Genomic DNA, 22,908 nt, shown 5'->3' on the forward strand with positions numbered 1-22,908 from the left:
TAGAGATCACAAGATAGTGTGGTCTGGGATCTTTTGCAAGGGACAGAAACCGCTCTCATTGTGGATAACGTTGGGATAACGCAATTGTGTTAGTAGGCATTAACCTTTGATCATTCGGTTAAGTTGAAATTTGTAAAAATCAACTAACGAAAGATTAAATTTACGCTTTTTAAAAATAAATTTTGTCTGCTTTTTTTATCATCAAGCTTTGCGTAAAAACTAACACAATCACAATATGTAGTGTTTATTAATTAACATGGCACTATATGTGGTTAAATACATCTATAGGACTGTGCCAATTAAAATCCGCATTCCAAGCCAATGCCTCGTCAACACTCGGTACATATCCCCATAAAGCGGTAGCGGTGTGCATATTGGCTGCTTTACCTGCTTGAATGTCACGCTGCGCATCGCCTATATATAAGCAATGCGAAGGATCAACGTTCATTTTTTCAGCGCAATACAATAAAGGAAGGGGTGAGGGCTTAGATTCAGCTAAGGTATCACCGCTTATCACAATACGTGCACTTTTTAATGCAGGAATCGCCTTGACTAAAGGATCAGTTAAAAATCCGGGCTTATTAGTCATAATTCCCCAGGGTATTGCTTTGTTATCAAGTGCGATTAGTAATTGCTCTATTCCTACAAAACATCGGGTATAAGTGGCAATATTGGCAGCATATTGCGTGACTAGCTCTTGTAAAAGTTGCTCTTGCGGTTGTTGCGCCCAGCTTTCTTTAAAACCAGCAGCCAATAAAGCGGCAGCACCGTTTGAAGCCGCTGGTCGGTATATATCACGACTTACTTCAGGATGCTGATGATTACGCAGCACAGTGTTGAGTGCTGCTCCTAAATCATCGGCGGTATCGAGTAAAGTGCCATCTAAGTCAAATAGCAATGCTTGATATTCCAGTGGGGCTATGGGGGGTTGAGAGCTTGCCATTACGCTAACTTCTCAAAATGCAGCATATAATTTACGCTCACATCATCATTCATTGTGTATTGCTTAGAAAGCGGGTTGTAACTTAAACCAGCACTGGCACGTACTTTTAAGCCTGCATGTTCTGCCCATGCAATTAATTGCGCAGGTTTAATAAACTTATTATGATCGTGTGTACCTTCTGGTACCATTTTTAACAGTTTTTCAGCGCCAACAATGGCGTATAAGTAAGCTTTAGGGGTTTTATTGAGGGTAGAGAAAAACACGTCAGCCCCCGGTTTTGCCAATTTAGCCACCGCACAAATAATCGAAGCGGGGTCGGGAACATGCTCTAACATTTCCATACAAGTGATCACATCAAAGCGCTCAGGGTGCTCATCTGCAAACTGCTCTGCAGGTACTTTTATATACTCAACGGGGACGCTTGTTTCTAAGCTGTGTAATTTAGCTACGGTTAGAGGCTCTTGGCCCATATCAATGCCAGTTACTTTAGCGCCCATTCGCGCCATGCTGTGACTTAAAATGCCACCACCACATCCTACATCGAGGGTTTCTTTGTCAAATAATCCTTTAGTTTTGTCTGCGATGAAATCTAATCGTAATGGATTAATTTCGTGTAAGGGCTTAAATTCGCCTTCTAAATCCCACCAACGTTCTGCGATGGCTTCAAACTTTGCTATTTCTGCGTTATCTACATTTTGATGTTCGGTCATAAAATACTTCCTCGTCAATCTGAGGCCATTATATAGGCCTAAATTGATAAATCGCAAAGTTTTGCGCCTGTAAATTAAAATTAATTGTGATAGCATGGTTACTTAGAAATAATAACAAACACTCTTAATACCTAATACTGGGTTGTTGAGAGCTGATACTGAAGGAATGTGATATCAAATGACTGATCTCGCCAATGAAATTCTGCCAGTCAATATTGAAGACGAGTTAAAAAACTCCTACTTAGATTACGCCATGAGTGTAATTGTAGGACGTGCATTACCAGACGTACGTGACGGTTTAAAACCTGTTCACCGTCGCGTTTTGTTTGCAATGAACGAGCTTAGTAATGACTGGAACAAGCCTTACAAAAAATCGGCCCGTGTGGTCGGTGACGTAATCGGTAAATACCACCCACACGGCGACAGTGCAGTTTATGACACCATCGTACGTATGGCTCAGCCATTCTCACTGCGTTACATGCTAGTAGATGGTCAAGGTAACTTTGGTTCGGTTGATGGTGATTCAGCAGCGGCAATGCGTTATACAGAAGTACGTATGGCAAAAATGTCGCACGAATTATTAGCCGATCTTGAAAAAGAAACGGTTGATTTTGTGCCTAACTACGATGGCACAGAGCAAATTCCTGATGTGTTACCCACTAAAATACCTAATCTATTAGTTAATGGCTCATCAGGTATAGCGGTTGGTATGGCCACCAATATTCCGCCACATAACTTAACAGAAGTCGTGAATGGCTGTTTAGCGCTTATTCAAAACCCTGAATTAACCATAACAGAGTTGATGGATTACATTCCTGGGCCTGATTTCCCAACTGCGGCGATTATTAACGGTAAAAAAGGTATTGAACAAGCTTATCAAACCGGTCGTGGTAAAGTGTACATGCGTGCGCGTGCTGACATCGAAACCGATGAAAAGACGGGTCGCGAAACCATTATTGTTCATGAAATCCCTTACCAAGTTAACAAAGCACGTTTGATTGAAAAAATCGCCGAGCTAGTTAAAGATAAAAAAATTGAAGGGATCAGCGCACTACGTGATGAATCAGATAAAGACGGTATGCGTATCGTTATCGAGATCAAACGTGGTGACGTAGGTGAAGTTATTTTAAACAACCTTTATTCACAAACTCAGTTACAAACTGTGTTTGGTATGAACATGGTTGCGTTAATTAATAACCAACCTAAGTGTTTCAACTTAAAAGAAATGCTTGAAGAGTTTATTATTCACCGTCGTGAAGTTGTTACCCGTCGTACGGTGTTTGATTTACGCAAAGCCCGCGATCGTGCGCATACGCTAGAAGGTTTAGCGATTGCACTGGCTAATATTGACCCAATTATTGAACTTATTCGTAAGTCGCCAACACCTGCTGAAGCAAAAGTTGCATTAACTGCGCGTCCATGGGAATTAGGTAATGTTAAAGCCATGCTTGATAAAGCAGGCGAAGACAACGTGGCACGCCCAGATTGGTTAGCAAGCGAGCTTGGTATTCGTGATGGTCAGTACTATATTTCTGAGCAACAAGCTCAAGCAATATTAGACTTACGTTTACACAAACTGACGGGTCTTGAACACGAAAAAATTCTTACCGAATATCAATCATTACTTGAGTTGATTGCTGAGTTATTATTCATTTTGGCAAGTCCAGATCGTTTAATGGAAGTTATTCGTGATGAGCTCGTTGAAATTAAAGAGCAATATGGTGATGAGCGCCGCACTGAAATAAATGCTGCAGCACACGATATTAGCCTTGAAGATTTAATTAACGAAGAGAACGTAGTTGTTACGCTTTCACATGAAGGGTACGTTAAATATCAAGCATTAACTGATTACGAAGCGCAGCGTCGTGGTGGTAAAGGTAAGTCAGCAACTAAGATGAAAGATGAAGATTTCATTGAACGTTTATTGGTTGCCAATACGCACGATACTATTTTATGTTTCTCTACAGCGGGTCGTTTATATTGGCTTAAAGTATACCAGTTGCCACTTGCCAGTCGTGCAGCGCGTGGTAAGCCAATTGTTAACTTATTACCGCTTGAAGCAGACGAACGTATTACTGCAATCCTGCCAGTGCGCGATTATGAAGATGATAAGTACATCTTTATGGCGACAGCATTTGGTACAGTTAAGAAAACGCCATTAACGGCATACAGTCGCCAACGTGCAAGCGGAATTATTGCGGTTAACTTAAACGAAGGTGATAGTTTAATCGGTGTTGATATTACCGATGGCAGCAACGAAATTATGTTGTTCACTGATGCGGGTAAAGTTGTTCGCTTTAAAGAAGCTGAAGAAACAGCTGTCGTTGATGAAAATGGTAACCCAATACTAGACGAAGAAGGTAAACCTGAAATTCGTTTTAAAGGTGTACGTCCTATGGGCCGCACGGCAACGGGTGTCCGTGGTATTAAGATGCCAGAGGGGCAACGTGTTGTATCACTTATTGTACCAAAGAATGATGGCGCAATATTAACAGTGACAGAAAATGGCTATGGCAAGCGTACTCAACTTGAAGATTACCCATCTAAGAGTCGTGCAACACAAGGTGTTGTATCAATCAAAGTGAGTGAGCGTAACGGTGCTGTTGTTGGTGCTGTACAGGTTGATGACAACGACGAAATAATGATTATTTCGAATCGTGGTACCTTAGTGCGTACTCGCGTTAATGAAGTTTCTACGGTTGGACGTAACACCCAAGGTGTTATTTTGATCAGAACTATTGACGAAGAGCAAGTAGTTGGTTTACAACGTATAGAAGAAATTGAAGTGACTGAAAGTGACTTGGTTGATATCGAAGACGTTGAAACAGTAGATACAGTTATTGATGAAGTGGCGGATGACAATCCTCCTTCAGAATAATTAGATTGAAAAAAGCGGCCTTGGCCGCTTTTTTTATGTGGTTGAAAAAAATTAAATTAGTTTAATTCAAGTTAAATTACTGGAATGAGGAAAAGGTAATGAGTATATATAATTTTTGTGCAGGCCCTGCAATGTTACCACCGGCTGTTATGCAAAAAGCGCAAAAAGAGTTTTTAAACTGGCAAGGTCTAGGTGTATCGGTGATGGAAATAAGTCATCGTAGTCATGAATTTTTAGCATTAACCGCTAAATGTGAAGCCAGCCTGCGTCGTTTAATGAATATAAGTGACGAGTTTGAAGTGCTATTTATGCACGGTGGTGGTCGAGGTCAATTCAGTGCGGTACCTTTAAATCTTCATGTTAACGGTAAAAAAGCGGTTTATTGTGAAAATGGCGTTTGGTCAAAAAGTGCAACCAGCGAAGCAGATAAGTTTACTCAAACTCACGCTATTGATGTACGTAATGATGATAACGGTTTGTTTTCTATTAAGCAGATAGCCGACTGGGTTTTACCGGCTGATGCGTCTTATATTCATTATTGTCCGAATGAAACGGTAGACGGCCTTGAAATATTTGACATACCCAGTCATCCAACGGCGCCGATTGTAGCCGATATGTCATCGACTATTTTATCGCGCGAAATTGACGTTAATAAATTTGATTTAATCTACGCAGGTGCACAAAAAAATATCGGTCCATCGGGCATTGCTATTGTGATTGTTCGCAAAACGCTACTTGAGCGTGAAGGGCTCGCCAAGCCGGGTATTTTAGATTACGCCCTTGAAGCAAAACAAGGCAGCATGTTTAACACCCCACCGACCTTTGCTTGGTATTTAGCGGCTGAAGTATTCGCATGGCTTGAGCAAACCGGGGGGGTAAAAGCCATGGAAGCACACAATATTGCCAAAGCGCAGCTGCTTTATGATTTTATTGATGGCTCAGACTTTTATACCAATAAAGTGGCGAAGCATTGCCGTTCACGTATGAATGTGCCTTTTTGGCTGGTTGATGAAAACTTAAATGATAAGTTTGTGAAAGAGTCAAAACAAGAGGGCTTGTTAGCGCTTGAAGGTCATCGTATTGTAGGTGGGATGCGCGCCAGTATTTATAACGCGATGCCATTGGAAGGCGTACAAGCTCTAGTTGACTTTATGGCTAACTTCGCCAAGGAGAATAGTTAATGGAGCAACTTTCCCTAGCCCCTATTTCACACGTTAATGGTACTGTGACATTACCGGGCTCAAAAAGCTTATCAAACCGAATTTTATTATTAGCAGCATTATCTAACGGCACCACTGTTGTTGAAAACTTACTCGATAGCGACGATATTCGCCATATGCTGGGCGCTTTAGAGCAGCTAGGTGTGAATGTGACACTTAATAATGCGCGCACTGTAGCAACCGTAGAGGGCGTGAGTGGCGTGTTTAATACGCCAACGGAGCCGTTGTTTTTAGGTAATGCAGGTACTGCGTATCGACCATTAACAGCCGTACTTGCAGCCACTGCGGGTGAATACGAGCTCATTGGTGAGCCGCGCATGGAAGAGCGACCAATTGGTCATTTAGTTGATGCCTTACAAGCCTTGGGTGGTAATGTCAGTTATTTAAAAAATAAAGATTACCCACCACTTAAAATTATCGGTGGGCAAATTTCCGGTGGTGAAGTCGAAATTGACGGCAGTATTTCAAGTCAATTTTTAACGGCGCTGCTCATGGCTGCGCCGTTATTTAAAGGTAATACTCAAATTAAAATTAAAGGCACGTTAGTCTCTAAGCCTTATATTGATATTACTCTGGATGTGATGGCGCGCTTTGGCGTGACAGTTGAGCATAAAAATTACACTACCTTCTTCGTTAAAGGTGCACAACAGTACCAAGCTGTTAAGCGTATTATGGTAGAAGGGGATGCTTCATCCGCTTCTTACTTTATTGCTGCAGCAGCAATTGCCGGTGGCGAAATAGAAATAAAAGGTGTCGGTGCTAAATCAGTTCAAGGTGATATTGGTTTTGCTAAAGTGATGGAGCAGGTTGGTGCCAAAATTGATTGGTATGACGAGCGTTTAGTTGTTCGTAAAGGCGAGCTTAACGGTATCGATATAGACGCAAATGCGATACCTGATGCTGCAATGACTTTAGCTACTGTTGCTTTGTTTGCAAAAGGGCCAACTGCTATTCGCAACATTTATAACTGGCGCGTAAAAGAAACGGACCGTTTACATGCGATGGCTACTGAGCTTAAAAAAGTAGGGGCTGACGTGGTTGAAGGGCACGACTTTATTGAAATCACACCGCCAAAACAATTTAATAATGTCGCAGTTGATACCTATGACGATCACCGTATTGCTATGTGCTTTGCACTGGTAGCTGTGGGTGGAAAACCAATCACAATTAATGATCCAGCTTGTACATATAAGACATTTCCAACATTTTTCAAAGTGTTAGCATCTGTCAGCAAATAGGTTGTTTATAAGTATTTATAAAATTTTACATACTAAAAGCAGATATATTGAATTAACTAACGTATAATGTGGCGGTTTATTTTGGTGTGCATTGAAGGAGATTTTAAATGCAGGCGTTATTAATGCCCGTAATCACCGTAGATGGCCCAAGTGGTTCTGGTAAAGGAACTGTTTGTCGCCTATTGGCTGAAAAATTAGGCTGGGATGTGTTAGATAGCGGAGCAATTTATCGCGTACTATCACTGGCAGCACTTCATCACCAAATTGCGTTAGATAACGAAGAAGCACTCGTTCCATTAGCTGCCAATCTTGATGTGCAGTTTTTGATAGACAGTGACACTAATGCAGGAAAGATTATTTTAGAAGGCGAAGATGTAACCACCACTATTCGAAATGAAGAAGTGGGAGCTGCAGCGTCTAAAGTGGCCGCATTGCCCCGTGTTCGTGAAGCATTGCTTCGCCGCCAACGTGCATTTAGAACAGAAAACGGTTTAATTGCCGATGGTCGCGATATGGGTACTGTGGTATTTCCAGATGCGCCATTAAAGATATTTCTAACCGCAAGTGCACAAGAACGTGCTCGCAGACGTTTTGTTGAGTTGAATGAGCGCGGGCTTGATGTTACACTAGGTGGTCTATTACAGGACATTCAAGCACGTGATGATCGCGATATGAATCGCGCCGTTGCGCCGCTTGCACCTGCAGAGGATGCGATTGAGATTGATACTAGCGAACTCAATGCGCAGCAAGTCTTTGATAAGGTTATAACTTTATTAGATGCGAGCATCTCAGAAGGTAAGCTTCCTAAACGAAGCTAAACACATTTTATGCACCAGCAGGACGCCAGTGCTATTTTAACAACCCCATGCAGCATGGTTGCTTATTGGTATTAATATATGAGACGTATATTCGTATGTCAGAAAATTTTGCGCAGTTATTTGAAGAAAGCTTAAAGGGTTTTGAAGCAGAGCAAGGCTCTATCGTTAAAGGTACAGTAATCTCAATCGAGAACAACATTGTACTTGTAGATGCTGGTCTTAAATCAGAAAGTGCTATCCCTGCAGAGCAGTTCAAAAATGCTGCTGGTGAACTAGAAGTTGCTGTTGGCGACGAAGTAGATGTTGCACTAGATGCAATCGAAGACGGTTTCGGTGAAACTATCCTTTCTCGTGAGAAAGCGAAGCGTCACGAAGCATGGATCCGTCTTGAGAAAGCATGTGAAGAGCAAGAGACTGTTACTGGTGTTATCAACGGTAAAGTTAAAGGCGGTTTCACTGTTGAAGTTGATTCAATCCGTGCTTTCCTACCTGGTTCACTTGTTGATGTTCGTCCAGTACGTGACACAACTCACCTTGAAGGCAAAGAGCTTGAATTTAAAGTAATCAAGCTTGATCAAAAACGTAACAACGTTGTTGTTTCACGTCGTGCAGTTATCGAATCAGAAAACTCACAAGAACGTGAAGAACTTCTTGCTAACCTTGTTGAAGGTCAAGAAGTTAAAGGTATCGTTAAGAACCTTACTGACTACGGTGCGTTCGTTGACCTTGGTGGTGTTGATGGTTTACTACACATTACTGATATGGCGTGGAAGCGTGTTAAGCACCCTTCAGAAATCGTTAATGTTGGCGACGAAATCGCAGTTAAAGTTCTTAAATTCGACAAAGATAAAACACGTGTATCTTTAGGCCTTAAACAGCTTGGCGAAGATCCATGGGCAGCTATCGCTGGTCGTTACCCAGAAGGTTCTAAACTTTCTGGTCGTGTTACTAACCTTACTGATTACGGTTGCTTCGTTGAAATCGAAGAAGGCGTTGAAGGTCTAGTACACGTTTCTGAAATGGATTGGACTAACAAGAACATCCACCCTTCAAAAGTTGTATCACTAGGTGACACTGTTGAAGTAATGGTTCTTGAAATCGACGAAGAACGTCGTCGTATTTCTCTTGGTCTTAAGCAATGTATTGCTAATCCTTGGCAGGAATTTGCTCGTCTACAAAACAAAGGCGACCAAGTTACTGGTAAGATCAAATCAATCACTGACTTCGGTATCTTTATCGGTCTTGACGGTGGTATTGATGGTCTTGTACACCTTTCAGACATTTCTTGGAATACACCTGGCGAAGAAGCTGTACGTGAATTCAAGAAAGGCGACGAAATCACTGCTATCGTATTGCAAGTTGACCCAGAGCGTGAACGTATCTCTCTAGGTGTTAAGCAAATCGAAGCTGACCCATTCAATAACTACCTTGATGCAAACAAAAAAGGTGCTATTGTTAAAGGTAAAGTGACTGAAGTTGATGCGAAAGGCGCAACTGTTGAACTTATCGAAGGCGTTGAAGGTTACATCCGTGTAGCTGATATCGCTCAAGAGCGCGTTGAAGATGCAACTACTGTTGTTTCTGTAGGCGACGAGATTGAAGTTAAATACGTTGGTGTTGATCGTAAGAACCGCACTTTAAGCTTATCTGTTAAAGCTCTTTTCGAAGCAGAAGAGAAAGAAGTACTAGAGAAGCTTAAGAAAGAAGAGCCAGTGTTTGAAAACGCAATGGCAGCTGCTTTCGCAAATGCACAAAAAGACTAATTAATTATAGTCTTTTAATTGGAAGGGCAGTTTATGCCCTTCCACTATTTCTTTTTAAGGAAACGCTATGACTAAGTCAGAACTGATAGAAACACTTGCTGAACAACATTCACATATTCCTGTGAAAGATGTTGAGAATGCTGTAAAAGAAATTCTTGAACAAATGGCCGGCTCATTATCTTCTTCAGATCGTATTGAGATCCGAGGTTTTGGAAGTTTCTCTTTGCATTACCGCGCGCCGCGTACAGGGCGTAACCCTAAAACAGGTGAAACTGTAGAGTTAGATGGTAAGCATGTACCTCATTTTAAACCAGGCAAAGAACTACGTGACCGTGTAAACGCAAGTATTGCTTAGTAAACTTATTGGAGTAGTTACTTGTTCAAGGTATTAAAAATTATTCTGGCGGCACTTTTTTTAATTGGTGCGTTTGTATTGGGTTCTCAAAATCCACAATTAACACAAATTAACTACATAATAGCCAGTAATACATTACCTTTAGCCGTTATAATAAGTATCTGCTTTTTGCTAGGTGTTGTAGTGGGTTGTTTTGTGAGTTTTAAATTGTTCACGCAATTAAAGTGGCAAAATTACCGTTTAAAAAAGCAATTAACGCCTGAAAAAGATAATAAAAAGCGTATTGCCAACAAAGACACCTAATTATGATTGAGCTGTTGTTTTTACTGCTTCCCGTTGCCGCCGGTTATGGTTGGATCATGGGAAAAAACAGTGCTAAAAATCAGGCTCATCAATTTAATCGTCAAATTACTTCTGAATACAGTAAAGGGTTAAAGTTTTTACTGGATAGGGAAGAAGATCAGGGGCTTGAGCATTTAATTAATTTGCTCGAAGTAGCTGCTGACTCTGTTGAACATTATTCTACTTTAGCAACCATGTTTCGCCGCCGTGGTGAGCTTGACCGTGCAATAAAAATTCACGAACTGCTGCTAAAACACCCAAGCCTTAACGAAAAACAAGCCGCTAATAGCCGTTTAGAACTAGCTGAGGATTATATTTTAGCGGGGTTGCTCGATAGCGCAGAAGAGCATTTGATCTGGCTAGTTAAAAATAACCATGCTGAAGCCCTCGACCCGATTATTTCTTTGTATTCACAAACTCGTGAATGGGGAAAAGGCATTAATATGTTTGAAGCGCATACTGAACTTTTTTCTAAAGAACAACAGTTTAAAGCAATTGCTAATTTTTACTGTGAGCATGCGATTGCCAGTAACAATCCCCAACTTATGCATAAGTCCATTGGCCTAAACTTTAAAACAATTAGGCCTTTATATGAGCTTGGTCTGATAGCCTATACTAAAGAAGATTACGTAAAAGCAATTTATTATTGGCGAGAATTAATTTGCCAGTTTACTTTTTTTGCGCCACTGTTTATTGATAAGTTAGCACACAGTTATAAGCAGTTAAAATTAACTCACCAATTTCATGAACTCGTGAGCGACTTATTAGACAAAGGCGGGGTGATGATAAAAATACAACATTGCCAAGCTTTACTAGAGCAAGGGCATACAGAGCAAGCATTTGAATTTTTAACCGACAGCCTAAAGCGTCAACCGACCATACGTGGCTTTAGTTTTTTACTACAATTAATGAGCGCAGAAAATAAAAATACCAAAGATGTACTTAATCAAATAGATAAACTTGTTACCTCATACATCGCCACTAAACCTGATTTTCAATGTCAGCATTGTGGCTTTACAAGTTACACCATTTATTGGAATTGCCCTTCGTGTAAGCATTGGGAAACCATTGTGCCTAGCAGAGGCTTAGACGGATTTTAATCTCTTAGCATTAAATTATACTTTTCGCACACTAGTAGGATAGTTATGTCTTTCGAACAATCAAAAAAAATTCTTATTGCGCTTGATTATGATGATCAGCAAACTGCGCTGGCATTTGTTAAGCAGCTTTCCCCGGATACTTGCCGATTAAAAGTAGGCAAAGAAATGTTTACTTATTTTGGCCCTGAATTTGTTAAAGAGCTAGTTGATTTAGGTTTTGATGTTTTTTTAGATTTAAAATTTCATGATATTCCAAATACCGTCGCTAAAGCGGTTACTGCTGCCGCTAAGATGGGTGTATGGATGGTCAACGTGCATGCATCTGGTGGCTATGAAATGATGTATAAAGCCAAACAAGCACTTGAACAGTTTGGTGATAAAGCGCCCTTATTAATTGCTGTTACCGTATTAACTAGCATGGATGAAGCAGAGCTTGAACGTTTAGGTATAAATAAATCCCCACAAGAACAAGTTATGCACCTAGCAAAACTAACAAAACAAGCTGGGCTTGATGGTGTGGTTTGCTCAGCGCAAGAGGCACACAGTTTAAAAGCCGCTTTAGGTAAAGAGTTTAAACTTGTTACACCGGGTATTCGTCCTGCGGGCAGTGATGCGGGTGACCAAAAACGTATTATGACGCCAAAAGAAGCGATCGAAGCTGGCAGTGACTATTTAGTAATAGGTCGACCCATTACACAAGCTATGGATCCGGTTACTGTGTTGGCTTCAATAAATGAATCTTTAGAAAATTTTAATGCGTAATAATGTTTAATCATTTTGAGGGGGAAACTTGACGCTAGCCGCGTTAAAATTTCTCATTTAGAGCAACCAAATAATGAAATTTTGCTTTGCTATCGACACGGTTTTCCTACTTCAAAATAGCTCACCAATTTAATACAATTAGCATAACGCAATATTGCTTTTTTTAAAATAATCTCTTACATAGCGCGTTGTTTATGTTACATTAATGTTGTTTTTGTTGAGGGGTCCGCTTTGCGTATAATATTTTTTTTAGGTGTGATTGGCATTAGTGGCTTTGCTATTAATAAATATGTGCTTTCAAGCAAAATGTACGATAATGTCTCTAACATTACAGATTTAGTGAGTGATTATCCTGTTGACTTATTCAAGTTTAAAAAAATGGCTCAAGATTATTCGCGGCATTTATGTTACAAAAATGAAGGTGTATTAGCAGGTGTTGATGTTAGCAGCAGTGAGTGCGTTGTTATACACGATAAAATGCAAAATCAGTGCATAGAAAAAGTATTTAGATTAGCACCGTTAAATATAGAGTCTAAAAAAGAATTAATTGAATACTCAAATGAATATTCTCGCTGTACCTTACCTTATAAAAATTTTAGGTTATAAGCTTGAGGGACTAAACAGCCACTTAGCTTTAAAGCGTAAGTGGCTTTTTATTGAGTTATTTTAAACGAATAGACTTAGCTTCAATATCAATTAAACCTTGTTTAAATAAACCACCAATGGCTTTTTTATAATTCGCTTTACTGGTTGAGAACACTTTTTTGATAAGTTCAGGCTCTGACTTGTCACCGATAGCGAGTATGCCACCCTCATCTTTAAGCTTTTCCATAATCTTTTCGCTAAGATCACTGACCTTACCCATACCAGGTTTTTCAAGTATAACGTCAATTTTTCCGTCTTCGCGTACTTTTTGAATATACCCTTTTAGTTTCTGACCAACAAACAGGTTTTTAAATACCATGTTGTAAAATACAACACCAAAATGAGATTCTTCAATAAGTACCTTGTAACCAATATCGGTTTTGCCTGCCACAATTAAGTCAACTTCTTGTAAGTGACTATACTGAGGCTCATCTTTTGATAAAAAACGGTTAAAGTTGGTTGAGGCACAAATACGCTGACTGGCGTTATCAAGATATAAACGTACTAAATACGAGTAGCCTTCTTGCATACGTGGTTTTTGTTCATTAAACGGTGCCAGTACGTCTTTTTCTAAGCCCCAATCTAAAAACGCGCCTATGCTGTTTATTTCTTTAACACGCAGTAGGGCATATTCACCTACTTGTGCATGGGGTTTTTTAGTTGTCGCCGTCGGTAGGTTTGCATTGTCTAAAAATGTGAATACGCTTATGCTATCGCCAGCTTCAAGTTCATGTTTTATTTCATGTTTAGGTAAAAAAACTTCACCTAAGTCATGCCCGTCTAAATAGGCACCTTCATTACTGACTTCTTTAACAAAAAGGGTTTGGGTGGTTCCTAGGTAACTCATAATTATTCCTGCTCAGGCTTTTTTTTACGACGCATCGGGGTGTCACCATCAATATTAAGAGGTGCTTTAATTGGGGCTGCTGGCTTTTTCGGTTTTGCTTTACGTTTTGGCTGTGGCTTATTCGTGGTCACTGCTTTTTTAGTTGGCTTTATTGGCGCTACTTGTTTCTCTTTAATACCTTTAAATTTCGCTTTTAAACCTTCAACAGTCGCAAACGATAATTCGTCATTTAAAAATGATTTTATTGCCAAGTAACTAGCCCAATCTTTAGGGCCAACGAGTGATAATGCATTTCCTTTAAAACCAGCACGACCAGTACGACCAATACGGTGAACGTATTCTTCTGCGTGTTTTGGTAAATCAAAATTAATAACATGAGTAACACTGAGTAAATCTAAACCGCGCGATGCTACATCAGTCGTAATTAATATTTTAAAGTTTTCACGGCTAAACGCATCCATAATATCAAGGCGCTTACTTTGCGTTAAATCACCAGCCAATGCCACAGATTTAAAGTCTTTGCTATTTAGTGATTCACTTAAACGGCTAGTATCTGCTCGTGTGGCAGTAAATATAATGCACTGGCCTACGTTATCTTGATTTAAAAAATGCTCAAGCAGTGCTTCTTTATGATCAAGGTGGTCGGCTAAATACAAAGTTTGTTTAATATCACTGTGTTGCTCATTGGCTGCACTGAGCATAATTTGTTTTGGTTTTTTTAATAAATTACGCGATAACGCATCAACTTGAGCATGATCCAGCGTTGCGGAAAATAATAAAGTTTGACGAAGACGGTGATCAGCCAGTTCATTAATTAACTTAAGCTGGTCGGTAAAACCTAAATCTAAAATACGATCTGCTTCATCAAATATAAGTAGCTCTAAACCGCTTAACTGTAAAGAGCGTTGATTTAAATGATCCGCCAAGCGACCTGGTGTGGCGACCACAAAATGGGGGTCGTTACGCAGCGCTTTAATTTGGTCGTTAAAATTTTCGCCACCGAGAATCTTAACCGCTTTTATATTAGTACCGGCAATCAGTAATCGTAGTTGTGTGAACACTTGAGTTGCAAGCTCACGGGTTGGAGCAACAATAAGTACACGAGGATCACGTTTACTGAGTGCTTTTTGTTTCATTACACGCTGCACAGCGGGTAGTAAAAACGCTAAAGTTTTGCCTGACCCCGTTTTTGACTGAGCGAAAATGTCATGGCCTGCCAGTGCGGTTGGCACAGCATGGGCTTGAATATCGGTAGGCTGGGTGATCCCTTGATGCGCTAATTGTGTTTCTAGGCGAGTATCAATCCCAAGATCAGTAAAGTGCAATGTATATTTCTCCAATATCGGCAAGTTTGTATCAATTTATTCGCGCATTATAGCCCACAGGGCTACTGTGCTAACAGTAAAAAGCGCATTATCATCCATTTTTTTGCATTTAAACAAAAAAAGCGTAAAATATGCGCCCCATATGCGCCGGATTTACGATTCGGTAACCGCCCCAAGCGGGGTTTAAAAGCAAAATAGGAATACCATGACTGCTGTCCATAAAGATAATGTAACCAGCGAACACTTTGTTGTGTGCGCTTTGTATAAATTTGTTTCTCTGCCTGATTTTGAAGCACTTCGCCAACCATTACTTAATGTAATGGAGCAAAACGAAGTACGCGGCACTTTGTTAATTGCTGCAGAAGGGATCAACGGGACCGTATCAGCAAAACGCCAAGGTATAGATAACTTACTTGCGTGGTTAGATAGCCAACCTAATTTAGACAACATTGTTACCAAAGAATCATTTGATGACGAATGCCCGTTTTACCGCACCAAAGTAAAGCTTAAAAAAGAAATCGTGACTATGGGTGTTGAAGGTATTGACCCATTAAAAGTCGTAGGTAGCTATGTAAAACCAAGTGAATGGAATGCATTAATTTCTGATCCAGAAGTCATTCTTGTTGATACCCGCAATGATTACGAAATTGAAATTGGTACGTTTCAAAACGCAGTAGACCCAAACACTAAAACATTCCGTGAATTCCCTCAGTGGGCCAAAGAAAACCTAGACTCATCAAAACATAAAAAAGTAGCCATGTTTTGTACTGGTGGTATTCGCTGTGAAAAATCAACAGCCTATATGAAAGAGCAAGGTTTTGATGAGGTATATCACCTTGAAGGCGGCATATTAAAATACCTAGAAGAAGTGCCAAAAGAAGAAACCATGTGGGAAGGCGAGTGCTTTGTATTTGATAACCGTGTAGCGGTGAATCATGACTTACAAAAAGGCTCATACGATCAGTGTCACGCATGTCGCATGCCTATCACTGAGGAAGAAAAACAAAAGCCAGAATACATGGAAGGGGTGTCGTGTCACCACTGTATTGACAATGTAACCGATGAACAACGCGCTCGTTTTGCAGAGCGCCAGAAGCAAATAGAGTTGGCTCAAGCGCGCGGCGAAGGCCACATTGGTAATGAAGCACAAGCTGTTTTACAACAACGTAAAGAAGCCAAAAAAGCCCAAAAAGACGCACAGCGAAATAAATAAGCGGTGCATTTAGTTTGTACGTTATTAAAAAAACCTCAGTTTTAACTGAGGTTTTATTTTAAACTCTTTTCACAATTGCTTGCGTCTGTAGTAGAGAGCGTAATTTTATTGGCAGCATTGATGAGCAGACAATTTGTGTTTTTATCGAGTTTTTGCTTTGAATAACGGTAACTTCACCTTCATCAGCAGCATATAAATTATACTGATACGCACTATTACTCCCTTCAAATAAAGCAGTAAATAATCTAACGACTAATCCACCAATAATTGCTCCACCAATCATTTCTTCTTTATTGCCAATTAAGCTATCTACAAAGGCATACCCTTCACCAGCAGCTATTCAAGTCCCTGCTTCAGAGGAGAGAGTTACTTTTTGTATTGATTCAACAGACGCATAATAACGTTTAACGACTTGATTTTGATCGGCCCGCTCAATCCCTTGTGTTGCAGAGCCTGATAGCAAGATCACTATAATTAAACTCTTTTTCATAAATGTACTTTAGGGATGTGTGGATTTCTGTATGCGGCTATAAAATACGCAATAGTGGTTTACTTGTTTAATTTCAGCTTATTGTTTTGCTAATTTATCGTACTTAGCTATTTATTGATCATGGAGCTGTTAAACTACGTAACGTAATGGAAATAATAATTAATTAGGGTGATACTTTGAAATCGCAAATTCTTTTGTCCAGTGTGTTTTTTTCTTTAATGTCGTTAAGTTTGTCAGTAAATGGTGCCAATGTAATTGTAGAGCAGGTCGCGATGGAGCGCGCAAAAGAGCAAGTTCAGGCCGTGGGTAACGCCGAGGCTATTCATTCGGTTATTTTATACCCAGCGGTGGGAGATAAAGTAACAGCGGTACATTTTAGACCTGGAGACAGGGTAAAAGCAGGTGATGTGTTGCTCGAGCTTGATTCACGCCGACAAAAAGCAGCCCTTGATGAAGCGAAAATTAAGCTTGCTGATAGCCAAAGAACCCTTAAACGTTTAAAACAAAGTCAAGCTAAAGGGGCCGTTCCTCAAAGTGATGTTGATGATGCAAAAACGGTTGTTGAACTTGCAAAAGTAACCCTTACTCAAGCAGAAACAGAAATTGAAGACCGCCAAGTTCGCGCCCCATTTAACGGCACAATGGGGCTTACCGATGTTGAGGTTGGTGATAGAATTACGCCACAAACAGCAATTGCAAGCATTGATGATACGCGTGCTTTATATATCAATTTTAATGCGCCAGAGTCTGCGGTTTATATGTTACGCAACCAAGGCAGGGTAAAAGTATATCCTTGGCAATCATCAAGTGCCGTGAATGCAAAAATTGCTTATTTAGATTCACGGATTGACCCACAAACTCGCACTTTACGTGTTAAGGCCCAGCTTGAAAACCCACAGCAACAGTTTTTACCTGGTATGAGTTTTCGTGTTCACATTGAAGTAGAAGGACAGCGTTTTGCCGCAGTCCCTGAAGCGGCATTACTGTGGGGAGCTACAGGTCCTTACGTGTGGACAAGTGTTGATAAAAAGGCCACTCGAATTGACGTTAAAATTGAACAGCGCCTAGCAGGTCGTTTATTAGTGTCAGGTGAGTTAAAAGAACAAGATAACTTGGTGGTAGAAGGCGTACAACGCCTGCGTGCCAACCAAGCGCTAAGCTTCTCAGCGCCAATTGCTAATACGCAGGAGTAGCTATGAAACAGCAACCTATGATGCAAGACTTGCCATCAATGGCTATTCGTCGCCCAGTACTGATTGTTGTTCTTAATTTACTAATTATTATAGCCGGTATTGCCGCTATTGCGGGCGTTGAAGTGCGTGAGCTTCCTGATGTTGACAGACCCCGCATTACCGTATCAGCTTCATTTCCAGGAGGTTCACCTGAAACTGTCGATACTGAGGTAACCAGTAAATTAGAGGGAGCCGTTGCTCGCGTAAGTGGGGTTAAATCGATTCGAGCTCAAAGTGAGGAAGGTAGTTCACGTATCGTAGTTGAATTTAGACCCGGCGTTGACCTTGATGATGCAGCTAATGAAACACGAGAGTCAGTTTCTCGTGTGCAAAGAACCCTCCCTGATGAAGTTGAGCGTGTCTCTATTATTAAAGCTGATAACGATGCTGAAGCCGTGGTGTCTTTAACCGTATCGAGCGATAGCTTATCATTAGAAGCGTTAACCGAGCGAGTTGATGTTGATTTAGCGCCGCAGTTTTTAACTATTCCGGGTGTTGCCGATGTGCGCTTAAATGGCGATAGAGAGCGCGTTCTACGGGTGCGTATTGATCCATTAAAGCTCAGTAGTTTTAACTTAACTATCCCTGATGTAGCTGATGTACTTAAACAAGCTCCATTTGATGTTCCTGCCGGTAGTTTAAAATCGGATGATCAACAAATAATAGTCCGTGCCGATGCCACTTCAGTTACCCCTGAACAAGTAGGTGACATTATTATTCGTGATGATACGCGTATCAGCGATATTGCTGCGGTGTATTTTGGTCCTGCCGATCCACGCTCTATGGTAAGGCTTAATGGTAAACCTGTTATTGGTATGGAAATTATCCGCCAAGCACAGTCTAACACCATCGAGATTTCTGATGAGGTATTAAATCTCATAGAGGGGATGCGCGAACGCTTTCCTGAGATGGAATTTACCCTAACCTCAGATGATGCGCAATTTATTAGAAGTTCAGTAGATGAAGTGATTAATTCACTGGTACTTACGGTATTACTGGTGATCATCACTTTATGGGTATTCATTGGCTCATGGCGCGCCACATTAGTGCCTGCATTTGCAATTCCTGTTGCGCTTATTGGCTCATTAGCACTTATATGGGCACTTGGGTTTTCAATTAATATTTTAACCTTACTTGCATTAGTGTTGGCTACAGGATTAATTGTTGATGATGCTATTGTGGTCAGTGAAAATATTCAACGCCAGCGTGGATTAGGGCTTGGCAGGCGAGCAGCTGCAGTTGTCGGCACTCGAGAAGTGTTTTTTGCAGTTATCGCCACAACAGCAGTATTAGCCGCTGTATTTGTGCCTATTGCATTTTTACCCTCTACGGCAGGGCGGTTATTTAGGGAATTTGGCGGTGTGCTAGCTGGTGCAGTGATTATCTCTAGCTTTGTTGCATTATCTTTAGTACCAGCGCTCACCTCAAAATTAAAGCTCAAACAAGGTGGTTTTCATCCCTTTGCTAAATTGGGCAATGTGCTTGCTAACATTTACACTAAAACAATTCATAAAGTGCTGGATCATGCTTGGATCACCTTTATTGTTTGTTTATTTGTTGCAGGCGGTTCGGGTGCTTTGTACATGAGCTTAGATAACGAATTACTTCCTACTGAAGATCGCGGTAAAATTAGAATATTTGCCCGTGGACCTGATGGCGTAGGCTTAAACTTTATGGATAGACAAGCAATAAAAATGGAAGACACTTTACTGCCTTTCGTTGAAAGTGGTGAAATAGAGTCTATTTATACGGTAGTTGGCCAATGGGATCCCAATATTGTGTTCATTACTGTGCCATTAAAGCACTGGGATGAACGTAACTTTAGTCAACAAGAAATTATTAATAAGATTCGCCAACCTTTAATGAATATTCCAGGCGCACCTGCATACCCGGGTGGGGCAAACAGTTTAAATTTACGTGGCCAAGGAGGGGGTATAGAAGTTGCCTTACTAGGGCAAGATTACCTAGAAATATTTAAGGCTGCACAGCAGTTCTCTGCTGATCTTGAAAAAGCTGTACCTGAGGTTGCACCGGTAAGAGTATCGTATCAGCCATCACAGCCGCAATTGCGTGTTAATATAGACAGACGACGAGCAGAAGAGCTCGGTGTATCACTCAGTGATATTGCAATCACTCTAAGAGCCGCAATTAATGGTGACGATATTGCAGATTTAAATATTGGCGATCAGTCTATTCCTATAATGTTGCAGGCTCAAAATCAAACCATTAACGATCCAAGTGATTTGGCAAATTTGTTCATTAGAGCCCGTAATAATCAATTAGTACCGCTTAGCAGTGTATCTAATATTTCTGAAGAAGGGGTCGCTGCTGAGCTTGAACGCCATGCACAGCGTCGTGCTATAGAACTAAGTATGGAGTTACCTGAAGGTTTAACAATTGCTTCATTAGTGGAACAAATAAAGCAAGTGTCTGAACAATCATTGCCTGCAGGCATTACCCTAGCCTTTAAAGGAGAAGCACTGACATTTGAAGAAACCTCAAACGAAGTATTATTAACGTATATATTGGCATTTTTAATTGTATTTTTAGTACTTGCAGCGCAGTTTGAAAATGTTAACAGTGCAATTGTGGTGATGATCACCGTGCCATTTGGTATTACATCAGCTATTTTAGCGCTGTATTTAACCGGTACATCATTAAATATATACTCGCAAATAGGTTTAGTGATGTTAATAGGTTTAATCGCTAAAAACGCTATTTTATTAGTTGAATTTGCAGACCAATTAAGAGATCAGGGGCTTAGTGTACGTAAAGCCGTCGAGCAAGCGGCATTAATACGTTTAAGACCAATCACGATGACTTTAATTTCGACTTTGCTAGGAGCGTTACCACTTATATTGTCAACGGGCGCTGGCGCTGAAGCGCGAAATGCCATTGGCTGGGTGGTATTTGGCGGCCTAGCATTAGCAGTGCTGTTTACACTTTACTTAACGCCTGTGATTTATTTAGGATTAGCACGTTTTACTAGTCCTCGTGGCGATGAATCAAAGCAATTAGCACAGGAGCTAGAGCAACTGGACTAACTAATTACGCTAATTGGCTATTTTTCTTTGAAAAAATAGCCAATTAAGCCCACAATTCAACTAGATTAAAGTCACAAGGATTACCTATGCAGGCCGAGCAAGTTGAAATAGCTCAATTTTTAGCTGAACATCCCCCTTTTGATACGCTTGAGAATGAAGCACTAAACGAATTAGCAATGCAAATTGAAGTTGCTTATTTTCGTGCGCAAACTGATATTCTACATTTAGGGCAAGATATTAGTGACTTATATATTATTCGCAGTGGCTCTGTTGAAATTTCGCGCCGTAATGGCGAGCTTTATAATCGTTTAGCCACAGGCGGTATTTTTGGACAAATGGGTTTATTGATGAACCGCAAGGTCCGCTTTCCTGCTCGTGCCTTAGAAGATACGTTAACCTACTGCATAAACGTTAATACCTTTAACGAATATTGTGATAAATACGAAACCTTTGCTGATTTTTTTGAGGTGGACGGCAACGTACGTTTGCACCAAGCCATTGTTGAGCAAGCAGACAGCAATGATCTAACTACTGCTAAAGTAAAGTCACTATTACACCGTGATGTTGTTACCGTTACAACTGAAACGGCAATTCAAGAAGTCGCGTTTTTAATGACTCAAGAATCGGTGTCTTCAGTGTTAGTCACCGACATAGAAAAACAAATAAACGACGATCCAGAAGAAGATGATGGACAGGTTGTCGGTATTATTACCGACAGAGATATCCGCACTAAGGTGGTTGCTCAAGGATTATCATTTGATACCCCAGCTAAAGAGATAATGACCTCAAGTTTGGTCTTGCTAGATAGCAATGCCTATGTGTTTGAAGCCGTTTTAGCCATGCTCAGAGATAACTTACATCATTTGCCTGTCGTGTATAAAAAGCGCCCAATAGGGGTGATATCGCTGTCAGATATATTGCGTCATGAATCACAAAGTAGTTTGTTACTCGTACGCGGTATTTTAGCGCAGCAATCGGTTGAGGACTTAGTTCATTATGCGCGCCAATTACCTAATGTGTTTGTACGCATGGTTAATGAAGATGCTAATTCACATATGATTGGCACAGCGATGGCCGTAATAGGGCGTACCTTTAAACAGCGCTTATTGGCTTTAGCAGAAGAGAAGTTTGGTGAATCACCCATTCCCTATTGTTTTATTGCCTTAGGCTCAATGGCGCGTGACGAGCAGTTAATTGTTACTGATCAAGATAATGCACTTATTTTAGATGATAGTTTTGATGAAACACACCATGATGAATATTTCCAAAATTTATCTGACTTTGTGTGTGATGGCCTAGCCAAGTGTGGCTATACCTATTGTGACGGTGAAATTATGGCGTCATTTAAAAAATGGCGTATGACTCGCACACAATGGAAAGAAAAATTTGCGAGTTGGATGGCGGAACCTAAGCCACAAGCTTTATTAAATAGCTCAATATTTTTTGATTTAGATGGCGTTTGGGGAAGGCTAAAATGGGCTGATGAATTAAAATCTTTTGTGGCAAAAGAGAGTAAAGGTAATAAACGCTTTTTAGCTAATTTAGCCGCTAATGCCCGCAATAGAACGCCACCTCTGGGTTTCTTTAATGGTTTTGTACTTGAACATAATGGCCAGCACAAACGCTCAATGAACTTAAAGCGCCGTGGTACAGCGCCGCTATCTGACGTAGTACGTGTGCACGCTTTAGCCGTAGGCTCTCGTAAACAAAATTCGTTTGAACGCTTAGAAGACATAATAGAGGCAAATTTACTGCCTAAAGGTAAAGCACAAGACTTGCGTGATGCGTTTGAATATATTGCCACGGTGCGTATTCGTCACCAGGCGTGGCAAATAGAGCAAGGTGAAGCACCCGATAACGATTTAGACCCGCATTTACTTTCACCCTTTGAACAAAGTAATTTAAAAGAGGCCTTTGCAATTTTAGAAAAAGCACAGAGCTTTTTAAAATTTAGCTATTCTGCTCACTCAGGTGTTAAATAAA

20 protein-coding genes are annotated in these 22,908 nt (G+C 40.5%); 14 read left to right on the plus strand and 6 right to left on the minus strand.

The window, feature by feature from the left end:
- Positions 1-262: 262 nt before the first annotated feature.
- Positions 263-943 (minus strand): HAD-IA family hydrolase, encoded by a 681-nt coding sequence (locus tag KG708_RS03050; RefSeq protein WP_213608060.1) that lies wholly within the window; start codon positions 941-943, stop codon positions 263-265.
- Positions 943-1,653, minus strand: coding sequence for a bifunctional 2-polyprenyl-6-hydroxyphenol methylase/3-demethylubiquinol 3-O-methyltransferase UbiG (gene ubiG, locus KG708_RS03055; protein ID WP_213608061.1), 711 nt, complete (start codon positions 1,651-1,653; stop codon positions 943-945). Before ubiG ends, KG708_RS03050 begins: the two co-directional genes overlap by 1 nt.
- Before the next feature lie 178 nt (positions 1,654-1,831).
- Here ubiG and gyrA point away from each other — a divergent pair, with 178 nt between their 5' ends.
- From gyrA to KG708_RS03105, 10 genes are all read left to right on the plus strand, one after another.
- Complete coding sequence (gene gyrA / locus KG708_RS03060; protein WP_213608062.1) at positions 1,832-4,531, plus strand: DNA topoisomerase (ATP-hydrolyzing) subunit A; 2,700 nt, start codon at positions 1,832-1,834, stop codon at positions 4,529-4,531.
- Between the two features lie 98 nt (positions 4,532-4,629).
- Positions 4,630-5,712 carry a 3-phosphoserine/phosphohydroxythreonine transaminase gene (gene serC, locus KG708_RS03065; protein ID WP_213608063.1) on the plus strand — a complete coding sequence of 361 codons (1,083 nt, stop codon included), beginning with the start codon at positions 4,630-4,632 and terminating at the stop codon, positions 5,710-5,712.
- Complete coding sequence (gene aroA, locus KG708_RS03070; protein WP_213608064.1) at positions 5,712-6,989, plus strand: 3-phosphoshikimate 1-carboxyvinyltransferase; 1,278 nt, start codon at positions 5,712-5,714, stop codon at positions 6,987-6,989. Before serC ends, aroA begins: the two co-directional genes overlap by 1 nt.
- Positions 6,990-7,096: 107 nt before the next feature.
- Positions 7,097-7,807 (plus strand): (d)CMP kinase, encoded by a 711-nt coding sequence (cmk, locus tag KG708_RS03075; protein WP_213608065.1) that lies wholly within the window; start codon positions 7,097-7,099, stop codon positions 7,805-7,807.
- 95 nt (positions 7,808-7,902) lie between these two features.
- Entirely contained in the window at positions 7,903-9,570 is a 1,668-nt protein-coding gene (gene rpsA, locus KG708_RS03080) for a 30S ribosomal protein S1 (protein WP_002961176.1), read from the plus strand.
- Positions 9,571-9,637: 67 nt separating this feature from the next.
- Entirely contained in the window at positions 9,638-9,925 is a 288-nt protein-coding gene (gene ihfB, locus KG708_RS03085) for an integration host factor subunit beta (protein ID WP_213608066.1), read from the plus strand.
- A gap of 21 nt (positions 9,926-9,946) precedes the next feature.
- A complete protein-coding gene (locus KG708_RS03090; RefSeq protein ID WP_008114742.1) occupies positions 9,947-10,228 on the plus strand; it encodes a LapA family protein in 282 nt (93 codons plus the stop codon).
- A gap of 2 nt (positions 10,229-10,230) precedes the next feature.
- Positions 10,231-11,367, plus strand: coding sequence for a lipopolysaccharide assembly protein LapB (gene lapB / locus KG708_RS03095; protein WP_213608067.1), 1,137 nt, complete (start codon positions 10,231-10,233; stop codon positions 11,365-11,367).
- A gap of 45 nt (positions 11,368-11,412) precedes the next feature.
- Positions 11,413-12,129: an orotidine-5'-phosphate decarboxylase gene (gene pyrF / locus KG708_RS03100; RefSeq protein WP_213608068.1), complete on the plus strand. Its 717-nt coding sequence runs from the start codon at positions 11,413-11,415 to the stop codon at positions 12,127-12,129.
- Between the two features lie 231 nt (positions 12,130-12,360).
- Positions 12,361-12,735 (plus strand): hypothetical protein, encoded by a 375-nt coding sequence (locus KG708_RS03105; RefSeq protein WP_213608069.1) that lies wholly within the window; start codon positions 12,361-12,363, stop codon positions 12,733-12,735.
- Between the two features lie 55 nt (positions 12,736-12,790).
- On the opposite strand, the gene KG708_RS03110 is transcribed toward KG708_RS03105, so the two are convergent.
- On the minus strand, positions 12,791-13,621 hold the full coding sequence (locus KG708_RS03110; RefSeq protein WP_213608070.1) for a S1-like domain-containing RNA-binding protein: 831 nt from the start codon (positions 13,619-13,621) through the stop codon (positions 12,791-12,793).
- A 2-nt stretch (positions 13,622-13,623) separates the two neighbouring features.
- On the minus strand, positions 13,624-14,946 hold the full coding sequence (locus KG708_RS03115) for a DEAD/DEAH box helicase (protein ID WP_213608071.1): 1,323 nt from the start codon (positions 14,944-14,946) through the stop codon (positions 13,624-13,626).
- Positions 14,947-15,151: 205 nt separating this feature from the next.
- Between KG708_RS03115 and KG708_RS03120 the strand changes: the two genes are divergently transcribed.
- A complete protein-coding gene (locus KG708_RS03120; RefSeq protein ID WP_213608072.1) occupies positions 15,152-16,159 on the plus strand; it encodes a rhodanese-related sulfurtransferase in 1,008 nt (335 codons plus the stop codon).
- A gap of 58 nt (positions 16,160-16,217) precedes the next feature.
- Here KG708_RS03120 and KG708_RS17445 read toward each other — a convergent pair whose 3' ends face one another.
- Positions 16,218-16,442, minus strand: coding sequence for a hypothetical protein (locus KG708_RS17445; protein WP_301003019.1), 225 nt, complete (start codon positions 16,440-16,442; stop codon positions 16,218-16,220).
- A gap of 57 nt (positions 16,443-16,499) precedes the next feature.
- Positions 16,500-16,649 (minus strand): hypothetical protein, encoded by a 150-nt coding sequence (locus KG708_RS17450; protein WP_301003020.1) that lies wholly within the window; start codon positions 16,647-16,649, stop codon positions 16,500-16,502.
- 176 nt (positions 16,650-16,825) lie between these two features.
- Here KG708_RS17450 and KG708_RS03130 point away from each other — a divergent pair, with 176 nt between their 5' ends.
- The 3 genes from KG708_RS03130 to KG708_RS03140 all read left to right on the plus strand — a co-directional run bounded on the left by KG708_RS03130 (position 16,826) and on the right by KG708_RS03140 (position 22,907).
- Positions 16,826-17,842, plus strand: coding sequence for an efflux RND transporter periplasmic adaptor subunit (locus KG708_RS03130; RefSeq protein WP_213608073.1), 1,017 nt, complete (start codon positions 16,826-16,828; stop codon positions 17,840-17,842).
- Positions 17,843-17,844: 2 nt separating this feature from the next.
- Positions 17,845-20,925: an efflux RND transporter permease subunit gene (locus KG708_RS03135; protein ID WP_213608074.1), complete on the plus strand. Its 3,081-nt coding sequence runs from the start codon at positions 17,845-17,847 to the stop codon at positions 20,923-20,925.
- Between the two features lie 86 nt (positions 20,926-21,011).
- On the plus strand, positions 21,012-22,907 hold the full coding sequence (locus KG708_RS03140; RefSeq protein WP_213608075.1) for a DUF294 nucleotidyltransferase-like domain-containing protein: 1,896 nt from the start codon (positions 21,012-21,014) through the stop codon (positions 22,905-22,907).
- Position 22,908 lies beyond the last annotated feature (1 nt).

It is taken from the genome of Pseudoalteromonas sp., assembly GCF_018402495.1.
Lineage (GTDB): Bacteria > Pseudomonadota > Gammaproteobacteria > Enterobacterales > Alteromonadaceae > Pseudoalteromonas.

Coding starts and splice junctions, on each gene's coding strand:
- KG708_RS03050 (WP_213608060.1), bottom strand. CDS start 943: ATGGCAAGCTCTCAACCCCCCATAGCCCCACTGGAATATCAAGCATTG.
- ubiG (WP_213608061.1), bottom strand. CDS start 1,653: ATGACCGAACATCAAAATGTAGATAACGCAGAAATAGCAAAGTTTGAA.
- gyrA (WP_213608062.1), top strand. CDS start 1,832: ATGACTGATCTCGCCAATGAAATTCTGCCAGTCAATATTGAAGACGAG.
- serC (WP_213608063.1), top strand. CDS start 4,630: ATGAGTATATATAATTTTTGTGCAGGCCCTGCAATGTTACCACCGGCT.
- aroA (WP_213608064.1), top strand. CDS start 5,712: ATGGAGCAACTTTCCCTAGCCCCTATTTCACACGTTAATGGTACTGTG.
- cmk (WP_213608065.1), top strand. CDS start 7,097: ATGCAGGCGTTATTAATGCCCGTAATCACCGTAGATGGCCCAAGTGGT.
- rpsA (WP_002961176.1), top strand. CDS start 7,903: ATGTCAGAAAATTTTGCGCAGTTATTTGAAGAAAGCTTAAAGGGTTTT.
- ihfB (WP_213608066.1), top strand. CDS start 9,638: ATGACTAAGTCAGAACTGATAGAAACACTTGCTGAACAACATTCACAT.
- lapB (WP_213608067.1), top strand. CDS start 10,231: ATGATTGAGCTGTTGTTTTTACTGCTTCCCGTTGCCGCCGGTTATGGT.
- pyrF (WP_213608068.1), top strand. CDS start 11,413: ATGTCTTTCGAACAATCAAAAAAAATTCTTATTGCGCTTGATTATGAT.
- KG708_RS03110 (WP_213608070.1), bottom strand. CDS start 13,621: ATGAGTTACCTAGGAACCACCCAAACCCTTTTTGTTAAAGAAGTCAGT.
- KG708_RS03120 (WP_213608072.1), top strand. CDS start 15,152: ATGACTGCTGTCCATAAAGATAATGTAACCAGCGAACACTTTGTTGTG.
- KG708_RS17445 (WP_301003019.1), bottom strand. CDS start 16,442: ATGATTGGTGGAGCAATTATTGGTGGATTAGTCGTTAGATTATTTACT.
- KG708_RS17450 (WP_301003020.1), bottom strand. CDS start 16,649: ATGAAAAAGAGTTTAATTATAGTGATCTTGCTATCAGGCTCTGCAACA.
- KG708_RS03135 (WP_213608074.1), top strand. CDS start 17,845: ATGAAACAGCAACCTATGATGCAAGACTTGCCATCAATGGCTATTCGT.
- KG708_RS03140 (WP_213608075.1), top strand. CDS start 21,012: ATGCAGGCCGAGCAAGTTGAAATAGCTCAATTTTTAGCTGAACATCCC.